Genomic DNA, 19218 nt, shown 5'->3' on the forward strand with positions numbered 1-19218 from the left:
CGGCCTTGGTTTCGGGGGAGGAGAAATCGGCGAGGGTCATCGGGCTGCTGCCTCTCTGGCGTGGGGCCGCCGGGCGGCGGCGGGAGAAACGCGACGCTTGACCGCCGCGACGCGCGCGTCGGGCAGCATCGGGAAGGTGACGACCGAGACCTCCCAGAGGTCGATCTCGATGAGCCGGCGCACGCCCGCTGCCTCGCGGACCGAGCGCACCGCGCGAAAGCCGATCGAAAGCCCGTCGAGCGCGCCCTGCCGCAGCAGCGCATGCACCTCGCGCGCCCGGGCGACCGCGAGATTGAGCCGCCCCGAGACCCGCAGGCCCCGGACGTCCTCGGAGATCGACGTCCAGGCGCCGATCGGCTCGGCCGGATCGTGCTGGAACAGGAAGCGGATTCCGCGCGGCCCGCGGCGGGCGAGGCTCGCGGCGAAGGCGCCGCGCTCGACCCTGTCGCGGCCGAGATCCACGACGCCGAAGAGGCTGGCGTAGCCCTCGATCGCGCCGTCGGCCGAGACCGCCGGAGCCAGCGGCGGGCGCTTCAGTTCCGGCGCGGGGCGGCGCGCAGGCGCAAGCGTTCGCGCCCGGGAGAGCGGGTTGGGCATGGGGTGATCCCTGATGATGGAGCCGCGGACCTCCTGTCCCGGACCTGATCCGGGACCCAGAACCGACAGGCGCTCAGACTGAAGCGCGGAGGCGGCGGAGCCTGATCGAGACACGTCTCGGTTCTGGGTCCCGGATCACGTCCGGGACAAGAAAGAGAGGATCCGCACGCCGCAATAGGTTCACTGCGAAGACGCCGCGCTCGACCCTGTCGCGGCATGCTTCGAGACGGCCCTGCGGGCCTCCTCAGCATGAGGACTGTCGAAGCGTCACGACCGTTGGAGCGGAATCAAACCGGCCTCATGCTGAGGAGCGGCCGTAAGGCCGTGTCTCGAAGCACGCAGTCGGCCTCTGCAAGTCTCGACCAGACGCCTACTGCGCGCCGGCTCGGCAGGATCGGCGGCGCTGACCTGCTCACGTTCTCGCCCCATACCCCACCGCCGCGCGCTTCTCCTCGTCGGTGAGGAAGTCGGCCGCCGTCACGCGGCGCCAGAGCGACTCCCGCTCCGCGCTCAGCGCCTCCACGGCGTCGAGGTCGGGCGTCAGCGTCAGCTCGGCGCCGTAGGCGGGCGAGAGCCAGTTGGCGATCGCCTGCGCGATCCGCCCCAGCAGCGGGATCACGGTCTGGCGCCACAGCGCGACATTGGCCTGCGCGTAGTTGGCGTAAGTCGCGTCGCCCGGGATGCCCAGAAGCATCGGGGGCACGCCGAAGGCGAGCGCGATTTCGCGCGCGGCCGAATTCTTGGCGGAGAGAAAATCCATCTCCTGCGGGGTGAGCGACATCGGCCGCCAGTCGAGGCCGCCGTCGAGCAACAGCGGCCGCCCGGCGTTGGCGGCCCCGGAAAATTGCGCCTCCAGCTCCTCCTTCAGCCGCTCCACCTGGTCGTCGGCGAGGCCCTGCCCCTCCGGACCCTTGTAGATCAGCGCGCCCGACGGCCTGGCGGCGTTGTCGAGCAGCGCCTTGTTCCAGGCCGAGGCCGCATTGTGGAGGTCGACCGCCGCGGCCGCCGGCTCCAGCGGGCTCAGGCCGAAGTGGTCGTCGAGCGGATTGAACAGGCAGAGGTGGAGAATCGGAGCCACGGGCTCGGCCCGCTGGTCGTAGCGCACGACCGTCGCGCCGACCCGGTACTCGTAGGCCTCCGGCCAGCCGTCCGGCCCGGCCTCGAGCCGCATCCGGTCGGGCCGCAGCGCATGAAGCTCGCGCGGCTCGCCCTCGATCGAGACGACCTCCAAATAGGCGTCGCCTGCGGTCAGCAGATGCGCGGCGACCGCCTCCAGCAGCCCCGCTTTGCCCTGCCGGGCGTTCGGGCGGGCGAGCAGGTCGAGCAGCGGGTGGCGGTCGAGTTCGCGGTCGCCCTCGGAGAGCGCCAGCGGAACGCCGCCGAGCGCCTCGGCCACCATGCGCACCGCGCGGTGCACCACCGGGTTCTTCGGGTAGCCCTCGCGGGCGAGCGTCGCGGGATCGCGCGCCGACCAGACCGCGCGGCCGCCGGCGTGCAACGCCACGAGCGACCCCGCGGGATGCGACTTCGCCTCACGGCGGCGGCCGAACAAATGCGCGAAACCGAACGCCATGGCGGCTCTCACGGGTTGCGGCGGCGCGGCGGGCGCGGTTCCGCTCGGGTTGTCAGTCGGTTGGGCGAAAACGCCTCAGGATTCACGCCGCGGCGCAGCATGGATCGTTGTGTCCGCCGCGTGTTTTTCGACATGTTTTTCGGAACGATCGCCCGGGGGTCGCGTTGGCGGTCCCGAGGGCGCGCTTTGGCGGCGGTGATTTTTCTCCGCCGCAGAAGGGCAAAGACTTCCCATGAAAAATCTTCTCATGACCACCGTCGCGGCGATCGCCATCGCTGTGGCGCCGGCTGCCGCGTTCGCCCAGAAGGGCGACGGCGGCGGCGGCAAGGAGATGTCCGGCGGCTCGTCGGGCGGCGGCGGCGGCGACTCGTCCGGCGGTTCGTCGTCGAGCGGCGGTTCGTCCGGCTCCTCGGCGGGCGGCTCGTCTTCGGGCGCCGAACGCGGCGGGTCGTCGTCAGGCGGGTCGTCGTCGGGCATGTCCGACGGCGGCGCGTCAAGCGGCGGATCGTCGTCGGGCGGCCGCATGGATTCCGGCCAGGGGTCGGGTCAGGACGCTGGCTCGACCTCGAGGTCCGGTTCGGACAGCGGCGAGCGTTCGGGCAAGAGCTCGGAGAGCGGCTCCGGCAAGAGCTCGGAGAGCGGCTCGGGCAAGTCGGGCGGCGACAAGGCCGGCTCCGAGACGTCCGGTTCGGGCTCCGACATGAAAAGCGGCTCCGACATGAAGTCGGGTTCGGGCAAGGACGGCTCGGGCAAGGACAAGTCCGGCGACATGTCGTCGGGCTCTGAAAAATCCGGCTCCGAAAAATCCGGCATGGACAAGGATCGCGGCGAGAAGTCCGGAATGGACCGCGGCGAGAAGTCGGGCGACCGCGACCGCGGCGGCGATCGCGCCGGCGGGGACCGCGACCGTTCCGGCGGAGACCGCGACCGCGGCGAGGCGTCGTCGAAGTCCTCCACCAGGACCAAGGTCAGCGTCTCGACCGAGCAGAAGACCAAGATCAAGACCACGATCAGGAGCTCCGGCTCGTCCGCCAAGGTCTCGCGGTCGAGCGTCGGCGTCTCGTTCTCGGTCGGCGTGAAGCTGCCGCGCGACAAGATCAGGGCGCAGCGCCTGCCGAGCACGATCGTCGAGATCGTGCCCGAATATGAGAGCTACTATTACTTCGTCACGGACGACGACCTCATCGTCATCGTCGACCCCGACACCTACGAGATCGTCGACGTGATCGAAGCGTAACCGGAGGCCCGGCGGACACCCCCTTGCGCATTCGCCGCCGGGCTTCCGTTACTGCGCCGGCCGACCCCTCCCCGGTCGGCCGGCGCATTTTTTTCAAGCCGCTTCCGGTTCAGGCGCGCGCGCCTCAACCGTCATGCCCGAGCTTGTCTCGGGTATCCACGACTTCGGCGTAGCGCTCGACGATCCCAGAAAGTCGTGGACGCCCGCGCCGCCGCGCGGGCATGACGGCGGAGCGGCTGCGCCGTCGGGCGAAATCTCCTAAAGCGCCAGAACCCGCGGGCCCCTGCCCCGGGCGGCGAACATCAGATGCGACACCGCCCAGACCAGCGCGTCGACGCGGTCGGGCGAGCGGCCGTTCGACAGGCCGTCGAGCCCGAACCCCGCCATCTCGTCCTCGAGCGCCGGCAACGGCCCGACATGCGAGACGCGCCCCTGCGCATAGAGCGCCGCCACGGGCTCGGCCCGCAGCCATTTTCCGCGGGTCGCCCGCACCGCGATCACCGGATCGACGGATCGACGCCGGAAATCACCGCGCGCACCATCTCGCCGCCCTGGTTGACCTCGGCGACCAGCGCGTCGGCCTCGAGCCTGCGCCACAGCGCGACGGCGCGCGCCGCCCAAAGTTCCGGCCGCGCGCCCTGCAGCGTCTCGTCGGCGAGCACATAAACGCGCCCGTCCTCGCCGAGACCGGCCGCCACGAGCCCGCAGGCGTCCGAACTCTTGCCCGAGGAGGCCGGCGGATCGACCGCCGCCACGATCCGGCGCAGCGCCGGGGCGGCGGCGACCCGCGCCCGCTCCACCGCCTCTCGCGACCACAGCGCGTCGTCGCGGTCCTCGATCAGCTCGCCGTCGAGCTCCTGCCGGCCGAGCCGCGTGCCGGCATAGGCGCCGACCACCGCCTGCAGGAAGCCGGGCGCGAGATTGGCGGCGTTCGCCTTGGTCGCGGCGCGCGTCACCGCGACGGCGCCGTCGGCGACCAGCCGCTTCACCAGCGGCGTCGCGCGCGGCGTCGTGGTCGCGACCTGCCGGGGCCGAGCCCCGAGCCTCAGGCCGAACTGCAGCATGTCCCAGGCCTCCTCGCCGTGTCGCCACTTGCCGATCTCATCGCACCAGGCGGCGTCGAACTGCGGCCCGCGCAGCGCCTCGGGGTCCTCGGCCGAAAAGCCGTGGGCCACCGCGCCGTTGCGAAAGAGGAGACGCTTGCGCGTCGGCTCGTAGCGCGGCCGCTCGGGGCCCGGGCAGATCGCCCGCAGCCCCGAGGGGCCGTCGATCATCACCTCGCGAAGATCGGCGTAGGTCTCGGCCACGAGGGCGATCCGTCCGGCGGCGGGCGCAAAGCCCGGCCGGCCGAGCGCGACGCCGCGCGTCCATTCGGCGCCGGCGCGGGTCTTTCCCGCGCCGCGGCCGCCGAGCACGAGCCACGTGGTCCAGTCGCCGGCCGGCGGGCATTGATCCCGCCGCGCCCAGAGCGCCCAGTCGCCTTCAATCAGCGCGACGTCCCGCGCGGTGAGCGCGGCGAGCTGCGAGTCACGTTCCGCGTTCGTCGCGAAGCTTCTCAAGACGCTGCGCAAGCGCATCGCGGAAGGCGTCAGGATCGGCGACAAAGCCATCGAACTCCTCGCCGTCCACCATGTCCGCGCCAGCCGCCCGCCCGCCGGCGCGGCCCTGCCCATCTGAGCGCGCCTGCTCCTCGTCGTAGCGGGCGAGTTCGCGCAGCGTGCGCACCAGGCTCGCCAGCGTGCGCGCCGCCGGGCCCGCGTCGCCGCCGCCCGCAAGGGCGGCCTCGGCGGCCACGATCTCCTTCTCGGCCTTCTCGCGGATCGCGCCGACGAGACGTTTTCGCGCCTGCGCGGCCGCGGGCCGGCGCCAGCCGCCCTTCTCCGCGAGCCGCCGCACCGACGTCCGGCCGACGCCAACCCGCGTCGCGATCGCCTCGATCGACAGCGCGCTCGACTCGTAGAGCCGCCGCGCCTCGGCGACGGTATCCGGCGAAATGCCGTTCTGGGCGACGGACCGCGCGGCCGCGCCGTGCAACGCCTGTTTCACCGGGCGATCGGCCGTCATGCCGCGCCTCCTTCGCAGGACAGCGCCGCGACCTCGACGCAACTGTGGAGCATGGAAGAAACCTACCCGACCAGCGTCACGCTGTCAATGACTTTTTTCCTATTTAGGATTTTTAGTTGTTCCTGCGCCGCCGTCATGCCCGGCGGCAGCCAGGCGTCCACGACTTTCCAGGAGCGTCGAGCGCTACGCCAAAGTCGTGGATACCCGAGCAAAGCTCGGGCATGACGGGGGCGGAATTGGCAGATCACATCCGTCGCCGTCATGCCCGGCGGCAGCCGGGCGTCCACGACTTCCTAGGAACGTGAAGCTCTACGCCAAAGTCGTGGATACCCGAGCGAAGCTCGGGCATGACGAGTGGCGGAATTGGCAGATCACGCCTGCCGCCGTCATGCTCGGCGGCAGCCGGGCGTCCACGACTTCCTAGGAACGTGAAGCTCTACGACAAAGTCGTGAATACCCGAGCGAAGCTCGGGCATGACGGAGGGCGGAATTCGCAGATCACACCCGCCGCCGTCATGCCCGGCGGCAGCCGGGCATCCACGACTTCCTAGGGACGTGAAGCTCTACGCCGAAGTCGTGGATACCCGAGCAAAGCTCGGGCATGACGACAAGGGGATCGACCTGCTCCCAAGTTCGCCACAGTCGAGCCCCGCCCTCAAAACGCCGCGGCCCGGGCGCATCGGGGCGTGATGCGGGACCTCCTCAAGAAAATCCTCTCCGTTCCGGTCGCGGCGCTCGTGCTCGCCTATGACGCGCTCGACGCCCTGTTCGGGCCGCTCGTGCGCCCGATCATCGGCTGGGCCGCGGGCCTAAGACTGTTCCAGAGGATCGGCGACTGGATCGCGGGCCTGCCGCCCTACGGCGCGCTGGCGCTGCTCGCCGTGCCGTTCGCAGCCATCGAGCCGTTCAAGTTCGTGGCTCTCTACTGGATCGCCGAGGGCCATTTCGTGACAGGGGCCGTCGCGCTCGTGGCCGCGCATCTGTCGAGCCTTCTGATCTGCGAGCGGATCTTCCACGCCGGCAAGGCGCGCATGCTCGAGATCGGCTGGTTCGCCCGCGGCTACGGACTTCTGGTCGCGCTGCGCGAGCGCGCGCTCGCCTGGGTGCGCGGCACGGCGGCCTGGCGCGCGGCGGCCTCGGCCGCTGCCCGCGTCCGGGCCTTCGCGCGCCGCGCGCTCAGCGCGTGACGGGCTCGATCTCGATCACGTCGACCGCCGGGCCGAGCGTGGCTTTGGCCGCCTCCACCACCGCCCGGTGGTGGGTGAAGAGGATCGGCTGGATCTTGCCCCCGACCTCGGCGAGCGCCCGAAGGCCGTTCTCGGTGCGGGCGTCGTCGAAGCTCGCGAACAGGTCGTCGCCGATGAAGGGCGCGGGCTCGGCGCGCTCGGCGTAGTCTTCGAGCGCCGCAAGCCGCAGCGCGAGATAGAACTGGTCGCGGGTGCCCTCGCTCAGGCCCGAGACCGCGACCCGCTCGCCGCCGGCGCGCCGCGCGACGAGCGCCGGCTCGTCCTTCTCGAAATCCTGCGCGAAGCCCTCGAAGGCGCCGCCGGTGAGCAGCGCGAACAGGCCGCCGGCGCGCTCGAGCGTCGGGCTGCGGTCGACGCTTCCGGCGCGCTCGACCGCGGCGCCGATCAGCAGGCTCGCGAGCTTCAGCACCGCCCAATCGCGCGCCGTCTGGGCGAGCGCGGCGCCGGCGGCCCGCTGGCGCGCCGCGGCGGCTTCGGCCGCCGAGCCCCCGAGCGCGTCGCGGCGCGCGCGCTGGGCCGTGAGCTCGGCGAAGACCTCCCGGTCCTCGGCGACGAGCCGGGCCTCGTCCGCGCCGAGCGCCTCGATCGCGGCCGGCGCGGCGTCAGGATCGAAGGAGGCGAGTTCGCCCCGCAGCGTCTCTTCGTCGGGCCGCTCGCCCGCCATCAGCAGCTGGGCGCGCCGCTCGGCGAGCGTCTCGGCGAGCTTTTGGCGCGCGGCGAAGCGGGCGAGCGCGTCGCGAAGGTCCGCGCCTTCGGGAAAAGCCGACGAGGCCGCAGCGACGGCCGCGCTCGCTTCGGCGCGCCGCTCGGCCGCGGCCGAGGCCGAACGCCGCGCTTCGACGAGGCGTCGCGAGGTCTCGACGCGGCGCGTCTCGGCCGCGCGCGCGGCGGTGAGGCGGTCGTTGAGGCGCCGGGCCGCGGCGTCCGGCGCAAGGTCGGCGAGATCCGGCGCGACGGCGCCGACGAGCTCGGCGACCTGATCGGAAAACAGCGCCGAGTCCCGCACGATGCCGCGCACGCGCCGGCTCCTGTCCTCGCGCTCGGCGATGAGCGCCGGCGCCTCGTCCCAGGCGGCGAGCGCGGCGGCGGCGCCGGAAAGCGCCGATTCCGGCGCAAGGCCCGCGGCCGCGCAGGCCGACGACCAGAGCGCGGCGCGCGCGGCCGCGCCGGCCTGCGCCGCCTGCTCCTCGGCCTCGAGCCGGGCGAGCCGCCGGCCGAGCTCGCCGATGGCGGCGGCGGCCTCGGCCGCGTCGCGCCAGACCTCGTCGAGCGCGGCGAGCCGCTCCTCGATCCGTTCTCCCAGCGGGCCGAAAGGTCCTCGACGCCCTTGAGCCCGATTTCGGCGCCGAGCGCCGCAAGCTCGGGCCGCAGCTCGGCCGCCTGCGCGTCGAGCGCTGCGAGATCGGCGAGGCGCCGGCCGTTGCGCTCGCGCCGATCGAGCAGCGCCGCGACGTCCTTGCGCCAGCCCTCCATCTCGGCGGGCGTCGCGGGCGACACGCCGGACGGGGCCCAGGCGCCGCGCCAGTCCTCCAGCGCCTCGCCCCGTCCAGCTTCGAGCGCCGTCCGTCGCGCCCTGCCCGCGTGGAGAGCGGCCGCGAGATCCTCGCCGCGACGCTTCAGCTCGGCTTCGCGGGCTGCGCGCCCGGCGTCCTCGGCGGCGCGGTCGGCGAGGCGGTCGGCCTCGGCCATGGCCGCTTCGAGCTCCGACACGGCCGCCGCAAGTTCGCCCGGTTCAAGCGGCGCGAGACCGAAGAGGTGGGTCCGGAGCCGCTCCCAGCCGGCCCGGCGCGCCTCGCGCGCCATGCGCACCGCCTCCGGCGAGGCGATCGGCCCGCTCGAGGCGAGCGCCCGCGCCTCGCTCGCAGCCCGCGCGCTCTCGGCCTCGTCGCGGGCGAGCGCTTCGGCCGCGCGCGCGATGTCGGCGTCGAGCCGGTCGAGCGCGCCGCGATGACGCGCGATGGTCTCGGCGCCCGGAACCGCGCGTCCGGCGAGCTGGTCGAGATCGCCGACCGGCGGCAACAGCCTCGCGGCGGCCTCCGCCAGCGCGCGGGCCTCGGCGCCTGCCTCAGCGGCCGCGGCCTCGCGCCGGTCGAGCGACCTGAGACGCGGCGAAAGGCCTGCGAAGATCTCGCGGAAGGGTCGCGGGTCGATCGCTCGAGCGGCCCCCGGTCCCGTTCGAGCAGGAACAGGCGTTCGCGCTCGGCCGCGATCGCCTTCGCGCGTTCGGCCGATGCGCGGGCGCGTTCGCGGCCGTCCTCGATCATCGCCTTCAGCTCGGCCCGCGCCGCATCGGTCGGGCGCGCGGCTTCGACGGCCGCGACGTCGGGAAGTCCGAGCCGTTCGGCGAGCTGGGCGAGCGCGGCCTCGCGCTCCTCCGCCTCGCGCCGCACCCGCGGCAAGTCGGTCTGGAGCGTGGCGTAGGCGCCGGACTGGCGGAACGCGCGCTCGATCGCCTCCGCCGCGCCAAGCGCCGCCTCGTCGAGCCCGGCCGAGGCGACCTCGGCCTCGAGCGCCTTGAGAGCGCCGGCGGCCCGGCCAGCGGCCTCGCGCGCGGCCTCCGCGGCGTCGAGCGCGCGGGCGAGCGCGGCGGCGCCGGCGATCGTCAGGTCAGGCGCTTCGCCTTGATCCTCTAGCGCGCGCCGCGTCTCGTCGACGCCGGTCGCGGCCCGCCTGGCGCGTCCGAGCCGCTCGATCCGGGCGCGGTCGGTGCGGGTTTCGGCGAGGCGCCGTTCGAGCTCGGCGTGACGCGTCTCGAGCGCCGCGATGGCCTCGTTCAGCCGCTTCCACTCGGTCTGGCCGAGCTCGTTCGCCGCCACCTCCTTGCGCGCGGCCTCGAAGGCGCGGAACTCCTCGTTGAAGCGCCGCGTCGAGGCCTGCGGGCGAAACAGCGCGTCGGCCTCCTCGTCGAGCCCGCGACGCTTCTCCTCCAATCCCCGAAGGCCGGAGGCCGCGGCGAACAGGCTCGCGCCCGCCTCCCCGTCGGCCTTGCGAAGCTCCTCGCCGCCCTTGCGGAGCGCGTCGGAGGTCAGGCCGAAGGCCCGCTCGAAGGTCTCGCGTCCGAGAGCCCCGAGGAAGGGCGCCAGCAGGTCGTCGCGCAGCGGCTTGTCGTCGGCGTCGATCAGCGTCGCCTTGGCGCCCTTGCGGCGACGGAAGAAGACCTCGCGCCCTTCGGCGTCCGCGATCAGCGCCCCGAGCCTCAGCTCGCCGGTCGCATGGCGGAAAGCGAAATCAGTGCGCTGGCCGAAGCCGAACAGCAGGTCGCCGACCGCCGAGAGCGCCGAAGATTTGCCCGCCTCGTTCGGCCCGAAGACGAGATGAAGCCGCGCGTCCGGCCGGAAGACGAGCGCTCGTCCCTCGAACGCGCCGTATTTCTCGAGATCGAGCCGCAGCAGCCGCATCGCCGCCTCAGGCTCCGAGCCGACCGAGCGCGAGCGCCCGCGCCTCGGCGAGAAGCCCGGCAAGATCGTCGGCAAGCGCCGGCTCGTCCGACGAGGCCGCCGGAAGACGCGCGCCCATCGCTTGCAGCGTCTCGGCGGCGCGGGCCAAGAACTCGGGATCGTCGTCGATCCCCTCCATCAGCCCCGCGAGGTCGAGCGACTTCAACTCCGGCGCTCGCTCCGCGGCGGCGGCGGGCGAAGACGTGGCGAGCTTCAGCTTCTCGAGCCAGACGTCGGCGCCGAGCCGATGGAGCGCGGCCTGCGCCTCTTCGGCGATCCGGCCCCGCGCGGCGGCGAAAGGAAGATGAAGCGGCGTCTCGCCATGAAGCGTCACGCGGACGGCGAGAAGCCGGCCCTCGGCCTCGGCGACATGCGGCGCGGCGGCCTCTTCGATGCGTCGGAGAGCCGAGGCCTCGTCCGCGACGTCGGCGAGGTCGACCTCCGCGATCGCGAAGCGGGCCCGGTCGACCAGCAGCCGCTCTGCGGAGACGACGCGCCCGTCCTCGACGTCCACGACGACCGCGCCCTTCGGCCCGCATTCGCGGACGCTGCGGCCCTGCATGCAGCCGGGAAACACGATCCAGGGATCCTGCGACAGCTCTTCGTGCATATGCACGTGACCGAGCGCCCAGTAGTCGTAGCCCTTCAGGCGAAGCTCCTCGACGGAGCACGGCGCGTAGGTCTCGTGCGCCGCGTAGCCGCCGCAGGAAGTGTGCAGCAGGCCGATGTTGAACCAGCCCGGCACGGGCGCCGGATAGCCGCGGGCGAGATTGTCCGGCGCGGCGCGGTCCGCGAAACTCTGGCCGTGGAGCGCGACCTTCAGCTCGTCGAGACGCACGGTCGCGGGCTTCTTCGACGGAAATTGCGCGACGCTTTCGGGCGCGGTGATCGCGCGCGTCACGACGCTGTCGGCGTCATGGTTGCCCTTCACCATCGCGACCTTGACGCCGGCGCGATCGAGCCGCCCGAGTTCCCGGGCGAAGAACAGACCGATCGAGGCGTCGCGCCATTCGCCGTCATAGACGTCGCCGGAGATCACGAAGAGCGCGGCGCCGAGCTCGATCGTGCGGGAGACGAGATCGGAAAAGGCGTCGCGGCTCGCGCTCGCAAACCGTTCCGCGAGATCACGGTCGGCGCGCGCGATCCCGGAAAGCGGCGCTCCGAGATGCAGGTCAGCGGCGTGGACGAAGCGAAAGCTGCTCACGGGCGGGACAATCGCAGCCGGGGCGCCGATTCGCGAGCGGCTCGCATTCGGCCCGGCTCTTTCCGCGCGCGGCGCGGAAGGGTTAGAAGGCTTCTCATCGACGGTTCAGGAGGCCTCATGCCGGGCGCGCTCGACGGGATCTTCGTGGTGACGATGGAGCAGGCGGTGGCGGCTCCGCTCGCGAGCGCCCGGCTTGCCGACGCCGGCGCGCGGGTGGTGAAGCTCGAGCGCGAAGACGGCGACTTCGCGCGCGGCTACGACGACTTCGTCCAGGGCCAGTCGACCTATTTCGTCTGGGTCAATCGCGGCAAGGAGAGCTGCCGGGTCGATCTCAAGACCCCAGAGGACCGGGCCTTCGTCGAGGCGATGGTCGCCCGCGCCGACGTCTTCATCCAGAACTTCGCGCCGGCGCAGCTTCGCGCCTCGGGCTCGGCGGCGCCGAGCTGCGCAAGCGTCACCGGCGGCTGATCGTCTGCGAAATCTCCGGCTATGCGGCCGGCTCGCCCGACCACGAGCGCAAGGCCTACGATCTGCTGCTGCAGGCAGAGGTCGGCCTCTCGGCCATCACGGGCGCCGAAGGCTCCGCCCCTGCGCGCGTGGGCGTCTCGCTCTGCGACATCGCCACCGGCGAGGCCGCTTACGCCGCGATCCTCGAAGCGCTGATCCGACGCGGAAAGACAGGCGAGGGCTCGCTGATCGAGCTGTCTCTCTTCGACACGCTCGCCGACCACATGAACGTGCCGTATCTCACGCGCCGCTATGGCGGTTTCGAGCCGAAGCGGCTCGGCCTCGCGCACCCGTCGATCTGTCCCTACGGCGTTTTCGCCCTCGCGGACGGCGAGATCGTCATCTCGATCCAGAACGAACGCGAGTGGCGCATCCTCTGCGCGGAGGCGCTGGGCGATCCCGACTTCGCCGAAGACCCGCGCTTTTCTTCCAACGTCCAGCGCGTGAAGAACCGCGAGGCGTGCGACGCCCGCGTGCAGAAGGCGCTCGCGAGCCGCAGCCGCGCCGAGGTGACGGAAGCGCTCGACCGGGCGCGGATCGCCTATGGGCTCGTGTCCACCGTCGCCGACCTCATGGCGCATCGCAGCGCCACGACGCTGCCCGTCGAGACGCCGGGCGGGCCGGCCGAAGTGCTCGCGCCGCCGGTGGTGATCGAGGGAAAGCGCCGCACGCTCGGCCCCGTTCCGGCGCTCGGACAGCACGACGCGGCGTTGCGCGCCGAGTTCGCGCCGCTCCGGGCGGCCGGGGAGTAGCGGCGATGACGGTGGTGCGCGAGGAGGATTTCGTCGCCTCGGTCGCGGCCGCGCTGCAGTTCATCGCCTGCTATCATCCGGCCGATTTCCTGAAGAGCCTCAAAGCCGCCTACGACCGCGAGGAAAGCCCGGCGGCCAAGGACGCGATCGCCCAGATCCTCGTGAACTCGCGCATGGCCGCGATCGGCCGGCGGCCGATGTGCCAGGACACCGGCATGGTGGCGGTGTTCGTGAAGGCAGGCGTCGGCGTCCGGTTCGAGACCACGCGCGGACTGCAGGATCTCGTCGACGAGGCGGTGGCTCGCGCCTATCTCGACGACGAGAACCCTCTGCGCCCCACCATGGTGTCGGATCCGCTCGGCGACCGGAAGAACACCGGCGACAACGGCCCGGCGATGCTGCATGTCGACCTCGTCGCGGGCGATGCGGTCGAGGTGATCGTCGCGGCCAAGGGCGGCGGGTCGGAGAACAAGGCGCGGTTCGCGCAGCTCAATCCGAGCGCCTCCGTGGCCGAGTGGGTGATCCAGACCGTCGAGACGCTCGGCGCCGGCTGGTGCCCGCCGGGCATGATCGGGATCGGGGTCGGCGGCTCGTCCGACCACGCGATGCTGCTCGCCAAGGAGTCTCTGTTCGAGCCGATCGACATGGGCGAGTTGCTGCGCCGCGGGCCATCGACCGCCGAGGAGCTGCGGATCGAGCTCTACGAGCGCATCAACGCGCTCGGCATCGGCGCGCAGGGGCTCGGCGGGCTGACGACCGTGGTCGACGTGAAGGTGAAGACCGCGCCGACCCATGCGGCCTCGAAGCCCGTCGGCCTCGTGCCGCAATGCGCTGCGAACCGCCATGTGCGCTTCACGCTCGACGGTTCCGGGCCCGCGCGCTTCGATCCGCCCTCGCTCGCCGACTGGCCGGAGATCGCGCTGCAGCGGACGGCGGACGCCGCGAAGAAAGTCGACCTCGACGCCTTGAGCCGCGCCGAGGTCGCGTCCTGGAAAGCCGGCGACCGGCTGCTGCTGTCCGGAAAACTCCTCACCGGCCGCGACGCCCCCCACAAGCGCATGGTCGAGATGATGGCGCGCGGCGAGCCGCTTCCGGTGAGCCTCAAGGGCCGGGTGATCTACTATGTGGGCCCCGTGAAGGCGGTGGGGGACGAGGCCGTGGGCCCCGCCGGCCCCACCACCGCGACCCGCATGGACATGTTCACCGCCGAGATGCTGGAGAACACCGGCCTCTTCGCGATGATCGGCAAGGCCGAGCGCGGCCCCCAGGCGATCGAGGCCATCCGCCGCCACGGCGCGGCCTCGCTGATCGCGGTCGGCGGCGCGGCGATCCTCGTGGCCAAGGCGATAAAGTCGTCGAAAGTGCTCGCCTTCGCCGATCTCGGCATGGAGGCGATCCACGAGTTCGACGTCGAGGACATGCCGGTCACCGTCGCGGTCGACGCGCAAGGCTCCTCGATCCACCAGCTCGGCCCAGCGCTCTGGCGAAAGGTCCCCGCATGAACGACGCCCCCTCGCCCGCCTTCGACCCTCTCGGCGAAGGCTGGGAGGTGTTCGACGGCCAGGGCTTCGTCGACCATGTCGGTCCGTTCTACGTGCGGACCGGCGCGGACGGCCTGCGCTCGTTCGGCTTCGTGGCGGAGCCCAAGCACGCCAACCTGATCGGCGTCGTCCATGGCGGCATGCTGATGACGCTCGCCGACCGCGCCCTCGGCGTCGCGGCATGGGACGCGGCGGGCGGCAAGCCGAGCGTCACCGTGCAGTTCGACATGCAGTTCCTGTCCGCCGTGAAGATGGGCGAGTTCGCCTCCATGCAGCCCGAGCTCGTGCGCCTCACGCGCTCGCTCGTCTTCATGCGCGGCACGCTCATGGTCGGCGACAGGGCGGCGGCCGCGGCCAACGGGCTGTGGAAAATCCTCGATCGGGCCGCATGAACGCCGGCGTGACGCGCCGCTCGACGCGGTTGCGGTTTATGAACCAATCGAGCCGATCTATTTAAGGCGATGAGCGGCCGCCGATTCTGGCGCGGCCGCGCATGGACGGGACCGCGATGCTGACCAAGAAGGCCAATACGGTCTGAAAGCGATGGTCGATCTCGCACGCCTCGAGCCCGGTCACTCCACTTTCGTGGCCGATGTCGCGAGCCGCAACGCGATCCCCAAGAAGTTTCTCGACGCCATTCTGGGCGAGCTGCGCAACGCCGGCATGCTGACCTCGAAGAAGGGCAAGGCCGGCGGCTACATGCTGGCCAAGCCCGCCGAGGCCATCACCATCGGCTCGATCATCCGCACGCTGGACGGCCCGCTCGCGCCGATCCCATGCGCAAGCCGCTCGGCCTATGTGCCGTGCGAGGACTGCAAGGACGTCAAGGCCTGCCAGGTGCGGCTGCTGATGCTCGACGTGCGCGACGCGATGTCCCGAATTCTCGACGAGCATACGCTCGCCGAGATGCGCGACATCGGCGAGAACGCCATGGCGGGCTTCATCTACCAGATCTGACGGGCCGTCGGCCCGGACCCGCGAGGCCGGCGGCGATGCAGCGCCCCATCTCCCTCGACCGCCGCAAAGCCTTCCGGCCGCCCTCGCTCGCGGCGAGCGGCGCGGCGCTGGTGGGCTCCGAACCGCGCGGGTTCGAGGTCGCGCGTGGGACGGCGATGATCGAAAGCGGCGCGCCGCTTTCAGCCGCCTATCTCGTGACCGAGGGGCTCGTCGCAATCCTTGCGAGGACGCCCGGAGGCGCGCGGGCCGAGGCCGGGCTCGTCGGCCCCGGCGGGCTCGTCGGCCATCAGGCGGCGCTCGGCGCGCGGACGGCCTCGACGGACGCGCTCGCGCTCACGGCGACGCGCGGCCTTCTGCTCGACGGGGCGTCGCTGGCCGCGCTCGCGACCGGGAGCCCTCCCCTTCATCGCGATCTCGTCGATTACGCCCTCGCCCGCGCGGCGGAGACCGAGAGGCTCTGCGCTTGCGCCGCCGCCCATTCGATCGAGCGGCGGCTGGCGCGGTGGCTGCTGTCGGCGACGGCGCTCCTTGGGCGAACGGCCCATCGAGGTCACCCACCAGCAGCTCGGCGACATCTTCGCCGTGCGGAGAGCGAGCGTGACCACGAGCCTGCATCTGCTCGAGGGCGAGCGCGCCGTCCGGTGCCGGCGCGGCTCGGTGGAGGTCCGAGACCTCGCAAGGCTCGAGGCGGCCTCCTGCGGCTGCCACGTGGAGCCTTGGCGGCCCTAAGACCCCTGCTGCTCGAGCGCGACGTCGACCGAGATGCCGCGGATCTGCAGCTTCCACATGCGTGCGAAGATCCCGCCCTTCTGGATCAGCTCCTCGATCGGTCCGTCCTCGGCGACCTTGCCGCCCATCAGAACCACGATCCGATCGAAGCTCGTCAGCGTCGACAGGCGATGCGCGACCGCGATGACGGTGCGCCCCTGGGTCAGCTTGTCGAGCGCGCGCTGGACCTCGAGCTCGGACTCGGTGTCGAGCGCCGAAGTCGCCTCGTCGAGGATCACGATCGGCGCGTCCTTCAGGATCGCGCGCGCGATGCCGACGCGCTGGCGCTGGCCGCCCGAGAGCTTGGCGCCGCGGTCGCCCACGATCGTGCCGTAGCCGTCCGGCAGATCGTCGATGAAGTGGCAATGCGCGGCGGCGGCCGCCGCCTTCACCTCCTCGTCGCTCGCCTCGGGGCGTCCGAAGCGGATGTTCTCCATCACGGTGCGGTGGAACAGGGAGATCTCCTGCGGCACCACGGCGATCGCGAAGCGCAGCGATTCCTGCGTGAGCGTCCTTGCGTCCTGACCGTCGATTAGCACCCGGCCCGCCTGGATGTCGTGCAGGCGCTGGGTCAGGTGGATGATGGTCGACTTGCCGGCGCCCGAAGGCCCGACCACGCCGACTTTCTGTCCCGCCGGAATGTCGAGGTCGAAGTCGCGGAGCACGGGCTTGGCCGGATCGTAGCCGAAGGTGACGTTCTCGAACCGCACCGTCCCGGCCTCGCGCCGAAACGGCTTGGCGTCTTCGGCGTCGACGACCTCATGGGCGACGCCGACGACCTTCAGGGTCTGGCCGAGATAATTGACGTGCTGCTCGATCTCGACGAGCGCCACCGCAAGATCGCGCGAGCCATGCAGGATGCGGAACACCAGCGTCGACACGACGACCACGTCGCCGGCGGTGACCTGGCCCGCCTTCCAGAGCAGCAGCGCCCAGACCAGCATCGAGCCCGCCATGGTCCAAAGCATGACGTCGTGGATGACGCGGGCCTTCTCGGTGAACATCCAGCTGCGGCGCTGGGCGTTGGCCTCGCCGTCGAGGGTGTAGCGCAGCCGCGCGCGTTCGCGGGCCCGGCGGCGAACGCCTTGATCGACCAGATGTTGGTGAGGACGTCGACCATCTCGCCGCCGGTCTGGCCGGCCTGCTCGGCGTATTGGCGATGGAGAGGCCGGCCGCGGGTCGAATAGAAGAACAGCAGCCCGGTGATCGCCGCGGCGAAGAAGGCGAGCGCGAGCGCCATCCAGACGTTGATCGTCAGGAAGATGAAGAACGCGCCGAAGAAATTCACGATCGGCGGCGCGAAGTTCCAGGTCAGCTTGTTGACCATCGCCGAGAAGTCGCCGGCCGTCGACGTGATGCGATGGCCGAGCGAGCCGGCGCGCTGCTCCTGGAAGAAGCGCATCGGATGACCGGTGGCGTAGTTCAGGAGATCGAGGCGGATATCCACGCCCACGCCGACCGAGGTTCGGCAGCCGAGCCAGCCCGAAACGCGCCACAGCGCGGCCTCCAGCGCGAACAGCCCGACGAAGAAGGCGAGCGCGTACCAGACCGCGACATTGTCCGGCGGCTTCTCCATCGCGTCGACGAGAAGCTTCATGCCGTATTGCGAGGCGATGCCGGCGAGCGAGGCGGTGACCACCACGGTGGTGAGCCCGATGAAATGGCCAAAGCAGCTTCACGTAGCGCCAGAGGAACCGCAGCGGCCCCTGCATGGAGCGCGCGAGATCCTCGTTCTCCTCCAGGCGCTCGGGCGCGTAAGGCCGGTCGGCCGCGCGCACGATCTCGGCGGTCGAAGCGGCGGTCCGTCATGACGCCTCGCGGCGGAGCGGCGCGAGCGGTTCGTCATTGGCGGCGAGAAGATCCGCCTCGAAGCGCTGGCGCTGTCGCTCGAGTTCGGCGGCGTATTCCTCGCAGATCAGGCGCTCGCCGTCGTGGCCGGCGTTCCCGAACAGGCCGACGTCGCAGTGGCGATCGTTGTCCCAGCCCGGATAGTCGAAGATCGGATAGAGGCACATGGCCTCGACGCTCACTCCGGCCTTCCGCGCGGCCGCGACCTCCTGGGCGACGTAATAGAGCCAGGCCGGGCGGGGCGGTGTTCTCGGCGCCGAGCTCCGAGACGATGACGGGGCGGCCGTAGCGCTCGGCGGTCTGCGCCAGAAGCTCGCGGAACGGCCGGTAATTGTACTGGCCGAGCGGCACGGGCGGACCGCCCAGAACCCACTGGTTGTCCGGGTAGTAGTTGACGCCCACGATGTCGAGCTTGTCGGGCGAGCCGCCGAGCTCGGGGTTCAACCGGCCGACCAGCATGTCGTGGGCGGCGTACTGGACGTTGCAGTAGTCGGCCGCGTCGGCGAGCGCCTGCGGGCTGTCGCCGTTCGGCGAGACATGGATGCAGGGCTCCGCGACGATGAAGCGCGCCCGCGGGTCGACCTCACGGACAGCGTCGATCGACGCGATGGCCGCGCGGGCGAGCTGACGCTTCAATTCGTCGCCCCTGCCCTTCGTGGTCGGGTTGAAGCGGCCCATGTCCCCGCCGGCCCAGGCCCAGAACGACATCTCGTTCACGGGGCAAAAATAGGGAATCTCGTCGCTCTGATCCTTGAGAAACTGCGCCGCGGCCTTTGAAAAACGGGCGAAACGCTCGGGAAAGGACGGCGACCAGACGTCGAGCCAGTCCGGATAGCCGTAGTGGCACAGATCCCAGACGATCTGGACGCCCGCTCCTTGCGCCGCCTTCGCCATCGGCGCGACGCTCGACCAATCGTAGAAGCCCGCGGTCTTCTCGATGAGATGCCAGCGCATGCCGTCGCGCGCGGCCCGCATCCCGCGGCCGGCCACCAGCGCATAATCGGTCGCGGCGCAGACGTCGTGCCTGGTGGACGCGAGCAGGTCGAGACGCTTGCCGTCGGCGCGCCGTTGCGAAGCGCATTCGAAGCCCGCCATGAAGAAGCTGCGAAGTCCGGCGGCGCTCGGCAGGACGCTAGAGCTCAAGGGTCGTCTCCGTGGAAATTTCGGGGATGCGCCGGAGGAGCGGCGCGGAAGCCATATGGGTCCTGATCGCGCGGCTCACGCAAAGCTGTATTTATTTGTACGGTTTCGTACAAATAAGCGCTCTTAGGAACCTGCTCTCACGATCGGTTGTTTCGGGACCGGCGACCATTGCGCCGGACGCGATTGCTTGTCGCTCGTTCAGTTTCGGTTCATTTCGCCTCCCCTACCGTTTTCGTAATGATGTCTCGCATTTTTGGGAGAGATAATGCTCACGACAGCGAAACTTGCGCCGAATTCAGGATCAGACGATCCGATTAGATTTGAAGACGCAACTGTCGTTTGC

The 19218-nt window shown here is 71.2% G+C and carries 16 protein-coding genes and 3 pseudogenes; 9 read left to right on the plus strand and 10 right to left on the minus strand.

The features are described 5' to 3' along the window. Nucleotides 1-36 precede the first annotated feature (36 nt). Both K6K41_RS03785 and K6K41_RS03790 read right to left on the minus strand, forming a co-directional pair. Nucleotides 37-597: an HK97 family phage prohead protease gene (locus K6K41_RS03785; RefSeq protein WP_261403966.1), complete on the minus strand. Its 561-nt coding sequence runs from the start codon at nucleotides 595-597 to the stop codon at nucleotides 37-39. 412 nt (nucleotides 598-1009) lie between these two features. Beyond that, a complete protein-coding gene (locus K6K41_RS03790; RefSeq protein ID WP_261403967.1) occupies nucleotides 1010-2170 on the minus strand; it encodes a phage portal protein in 1161 nt (386 codons plus the stop codon). A 232-nt stretch (nucleotides 2171-2402) separates the two neighbouring features. Here K6K41_RS03790 and K6K41_RS03795 point away from each other — a divergent pair, with 232 nt between their 5' ends. Continuing rightward, complete coding sequence (locus K6K41_RS03795; protein WP_261403968.1) at nucleotides 2403-3407, plus strand: DUF1236 domain-containing protein; 1005 nt, start codon at nucleotides 2403-2405, stop codon at nucleotides 3405-3407. Between the two features lie 258 nt (nucleotides 3408-3665). On the opposite strand, the pseudogene K6K41_RS03800 reads toward K6K41_RS03795, so the two are convergent. Together K6K41_RS03800 and K6K41_RS03805 are read right to left on the minus strand one after the other, a co-directional pair. Next, nucleotides 3666-4984, minus strand: a pseudogene (locus K6K41_RS03800) (DNA-packaging protein). Next, nucleotides 4935-5471, minus strand: coding sequence for a hypothetical protein (locus tag K6K41_RS03805; protein WP_261403969.1), 537 nt, complete (start codon nucleotides 5469-5471; stop codon nucleotides 4935-4937). Before K6K41_RS03805 ends, K6K41_RS03800 begins: the two are co-directional and overlap by 50 nt. Nucleotides 5472-6160: 689 nt before the next feature. Here K6K41_RS03805 and K6K41_RS03810 point away from each other — a divergent pair. Next, the gene (locus tag K6K41_RS03810; protein WP_261403970.1) at nucleotides 6161-6658 is read left to right on the plus strand and encodes a hypothetical protein; all 498 of its coding nucleotides are present in this window, start codon (nucleotides 6161-6163) and stop codon (nucleotides 6656-6658) included. Here the strand turns inward: K6K41_RS03810 and K6K41_RS03815 are convergent. Next, a complete protein-coding gene (locus K6K41_RS03815) occupies nucleotides 6648-7736 on the minus strand; it encodes an ATP-binding protein (RefSeq protein ID WP_261403971.1) in 1089 nt (362 codons plus the stop codon). The two genes, K6K41_RS03810 and K6K41_RS03815, sit on opposite strands and share 11 nt — an antisense overlap. Here K6K41_RS03815 and K6K41_RS03820 point away from each other — a divergent pair. Further along, nucleotides 7726-8049, plus strand: a complete 324-nt coding sequence (locus K6K41_RS03820; protein WP_261403972.1) for a hypothetical protein — start codon at nucleotides 7726-7728, stop codon at nucleotides 8047-8049. The two genes, K6K41_RS03815 and K6K41_RS03820, sit on opposite strands and share 11 nt — an antisense overlap. A gap of 285 nt (nucleotides 8050-8334) precedes the next feature. Here the strand turns inward: K6K41_RS03820 and K6K41_RS03825 are convergent, their stop codons facing one another. Then, nucleotides 8335-10191, minus strand: coding sequence for an AAA family ATPase (locus tag K6K41_RS03825; protein WP_261403973.1), 1857 nt, complete (start codon nucleotides 10189-10191; stop codon nucleotides 8335-8337). Beyond that, complete coding sequence (locus tag K6K41_RS03830) at nucleotides 10124-11359, minus strand: metallophosphoesterase family protein (RefSeq protein WP_261403974.1); 1236 nt, start codon at nucleotides 11357-11359, stop codon at nucleotides 10124-10126. Before K6K41_RS03830 ends, K6K41_RS03825 begins: the two co-directional genes overlap by 68 nt. Before the next feature lie 153 nt (nucleotides 11360-11512). On the opposite strand from K6K41_RS03830, the pseudogene K6K41_RS03835 reads away from it, so the two are divergent. The 6 genes and pseudogenes from K6K41_RS03835 to K6K41_RS03860 all read left to right on the plus strand — a co-directional run bounded on the left by K6K41_RS03835 (nucleotide 11513) and on the right by K6K41_RS03860 (nucleotide 15845). Beyond that, nucleotides 11513-12618: pseudogene (locus K6K41_RS03835) on the plus strand (CaiB/BaiF CoA transferase family protein). Between the two features lie 5 nt (nucleotides 12619-12623). Continuing rightward, entirely contained in the window at nucleotides 12624-14120 is a 1497-nt protein-coding gene (locus K6K41_RS03840; RefSeq protein WP_261403975.1) for a fumarate hydratase, read from the plus strand. Then, nucleotides 14117-14551, plus strand: a complete 435-nt coding sequence (locus K6K41_RS03845; protein WP_261403976.1) for a PaaI family thioesterase — start codon at nucleotides 14117-14119, stop codon at nucleotides 14549-14551. Before K6K41_RS03840 ends, K6K41_RS03845 begins: the two co-directional genes overlap by 4 nt. A gap of 151 nt (nucleotides 14552-14702) precedes the next feature. After that, on the plus strand, nucleotides 14703-15116 hold the full coding sequence (locus K6K41_RS03850) for an RrF2 family transcriptional regulator (protein WP_261403977.1): 414 nt from the start codon (nucleotides 14703-14705) through the stop codon (nucleotides 15114-15116). A 155-nt stretch (nucleotides 15117-15271) separates the two neighbouring features. Next, nucleotides 15272-15439: pseudogene (locus tag K6K41_RS30165) on the plus strand (cyclic nucleotide-binding domain-containing protein); the annotation flags it as partial. Between the two features lie 205 nt (nucleotides 15440-15644). Beyond that, on the plus strand, nucleotides 15645-15845 hold the full coding sequence (locus K6K41_RS03860; protein ID WP_261403979.1) for a helix-turn-helix domain-containing protein: 201 nt from the start codon (nucleotides 15645-15647) through the stop codon (nucleotides 15843-15845). Here K6K41_RS03860 and K6K41_RS03865 read toward each other — a convergent pair. The 3 genes from K6K41_RS03865 to K6K41_RS03875 form a co-directional block, all read right to left on the minus strand. Next, a complete protein-coding gene (locus tag K6K41_RS03865) occupies nucleotides 15842-16774 on the minus strand; it encodes an ABC transporter ATP-binding protein (protein WP_261405632.1) in 933 nt (310 codons plus the stop codon). The genes K6K41_RS03860 and K6K41_RS03865 overlap by 4 nt on opposite strands. Further along, a complete protein-coding gene (locus tag K6K41_RS03870; protein ID WP_261403980.1) occupies nucleotides 16666-17526 on the minus strand; it encodes an ABC transporter transmembrane domain-containing protein in 861 nt (286 codons plus the stop codon). The genes K6K41_RS03865 and K6K41_RS03870 overlap by 109 nt, the downstream gene beginning before the upstream one ends. A gap of 200 nt (nucleotides 17527-17726) precedes the next feature. Next, the gene (locus tag K6K41_RS03875) at nucleotides 17727-18875 is read right to left on the minus strand and encodes a glycoside hydrolase family 1 protein (RefSeq protein ID WP_261403981.1); all 1149 of its coding nucleotides are present in this window, start codon (nucleotides 18873-18875) and stop codon (nucleotides 17727-17729) included. Nucleotides 18876-19218: the final 343 nt, after the last annotated feature.

The sequence above is a fragment of the Chenggangzhangella methanolivorans genome (assembly GCF_019797865.1).
GTDB classification, from domain to species: domain Bacteria; phylum Pseudomonadota; class Alphaproteobacteria; order Rhizobiales; family Methylopilaceae; genus Methylopila; species Methylopila methanolivorans.

Coding starts and splice junctions, on each gene's coding strand:
- K6K41_RS03785 (WP_261403966.1), bottom strand. CDS start 597: ATGCCCAACCCGCTCTCCCGGGCGCGAACGCTTGCGCCTGCGCGCCGC.
- K6K41_RS03790 (WP_261403967.1), bottom strand. CDS start 2,170: ATGGCGTTCGGTTTCGCGCATTTGTTCGGCCGCCGCCGTGAGGCGAAG.
- K6K41_RS03795 (WP_261403968.1), top strand. CDS start 2,403: ATGAAAAATCTTCTCATGACCACCGTCGCGGCGATCGCCATCGCTGTG.
- K6K41_RS03805 (WP_261403969.1), bottom strand. CDS start 5,471: ATGACGGCCGATCGCCCGGTGAAACAGGCGTTGCACGGCGCGGCCGCG.
- K6K41_RS03810 (WP_261403970.1), top strand. CDS start 6,161: ATGCGGGACCTCCTCAAGAAAATCCTCTCCGTTCCGGTCGCGGCGCTC.
- K6K41_RS03820 (WP_261403972.1), top strand. CDS start 7,726: ATGCCGCGCACGCGCCGGCTCCTGTCCTCGCGCTCGGCGATGAGCGCC.
- K6K41_RS03840 (WP_261403975.1), top strand. CDS start 12,624: ATGACGGTGGTGCGCGAGGAGGATTTCGTCGCCTCGGTCGCGGCCGCG.
- K6K41_RS03845 (WP_261403976.1), top strand. CDS start 14,117: ATGAACGACGCCCCCTCGCCCGCCTTCGACCCTCTCGGCGAAGGCTGG.
- K6K41_RS03850 (WP_261403977.1), top strand. CDS start 14,703: ATGGTCGATCTCGCACGCCTCGAGCCCGGTCACTCCACTTTCGTGGCC.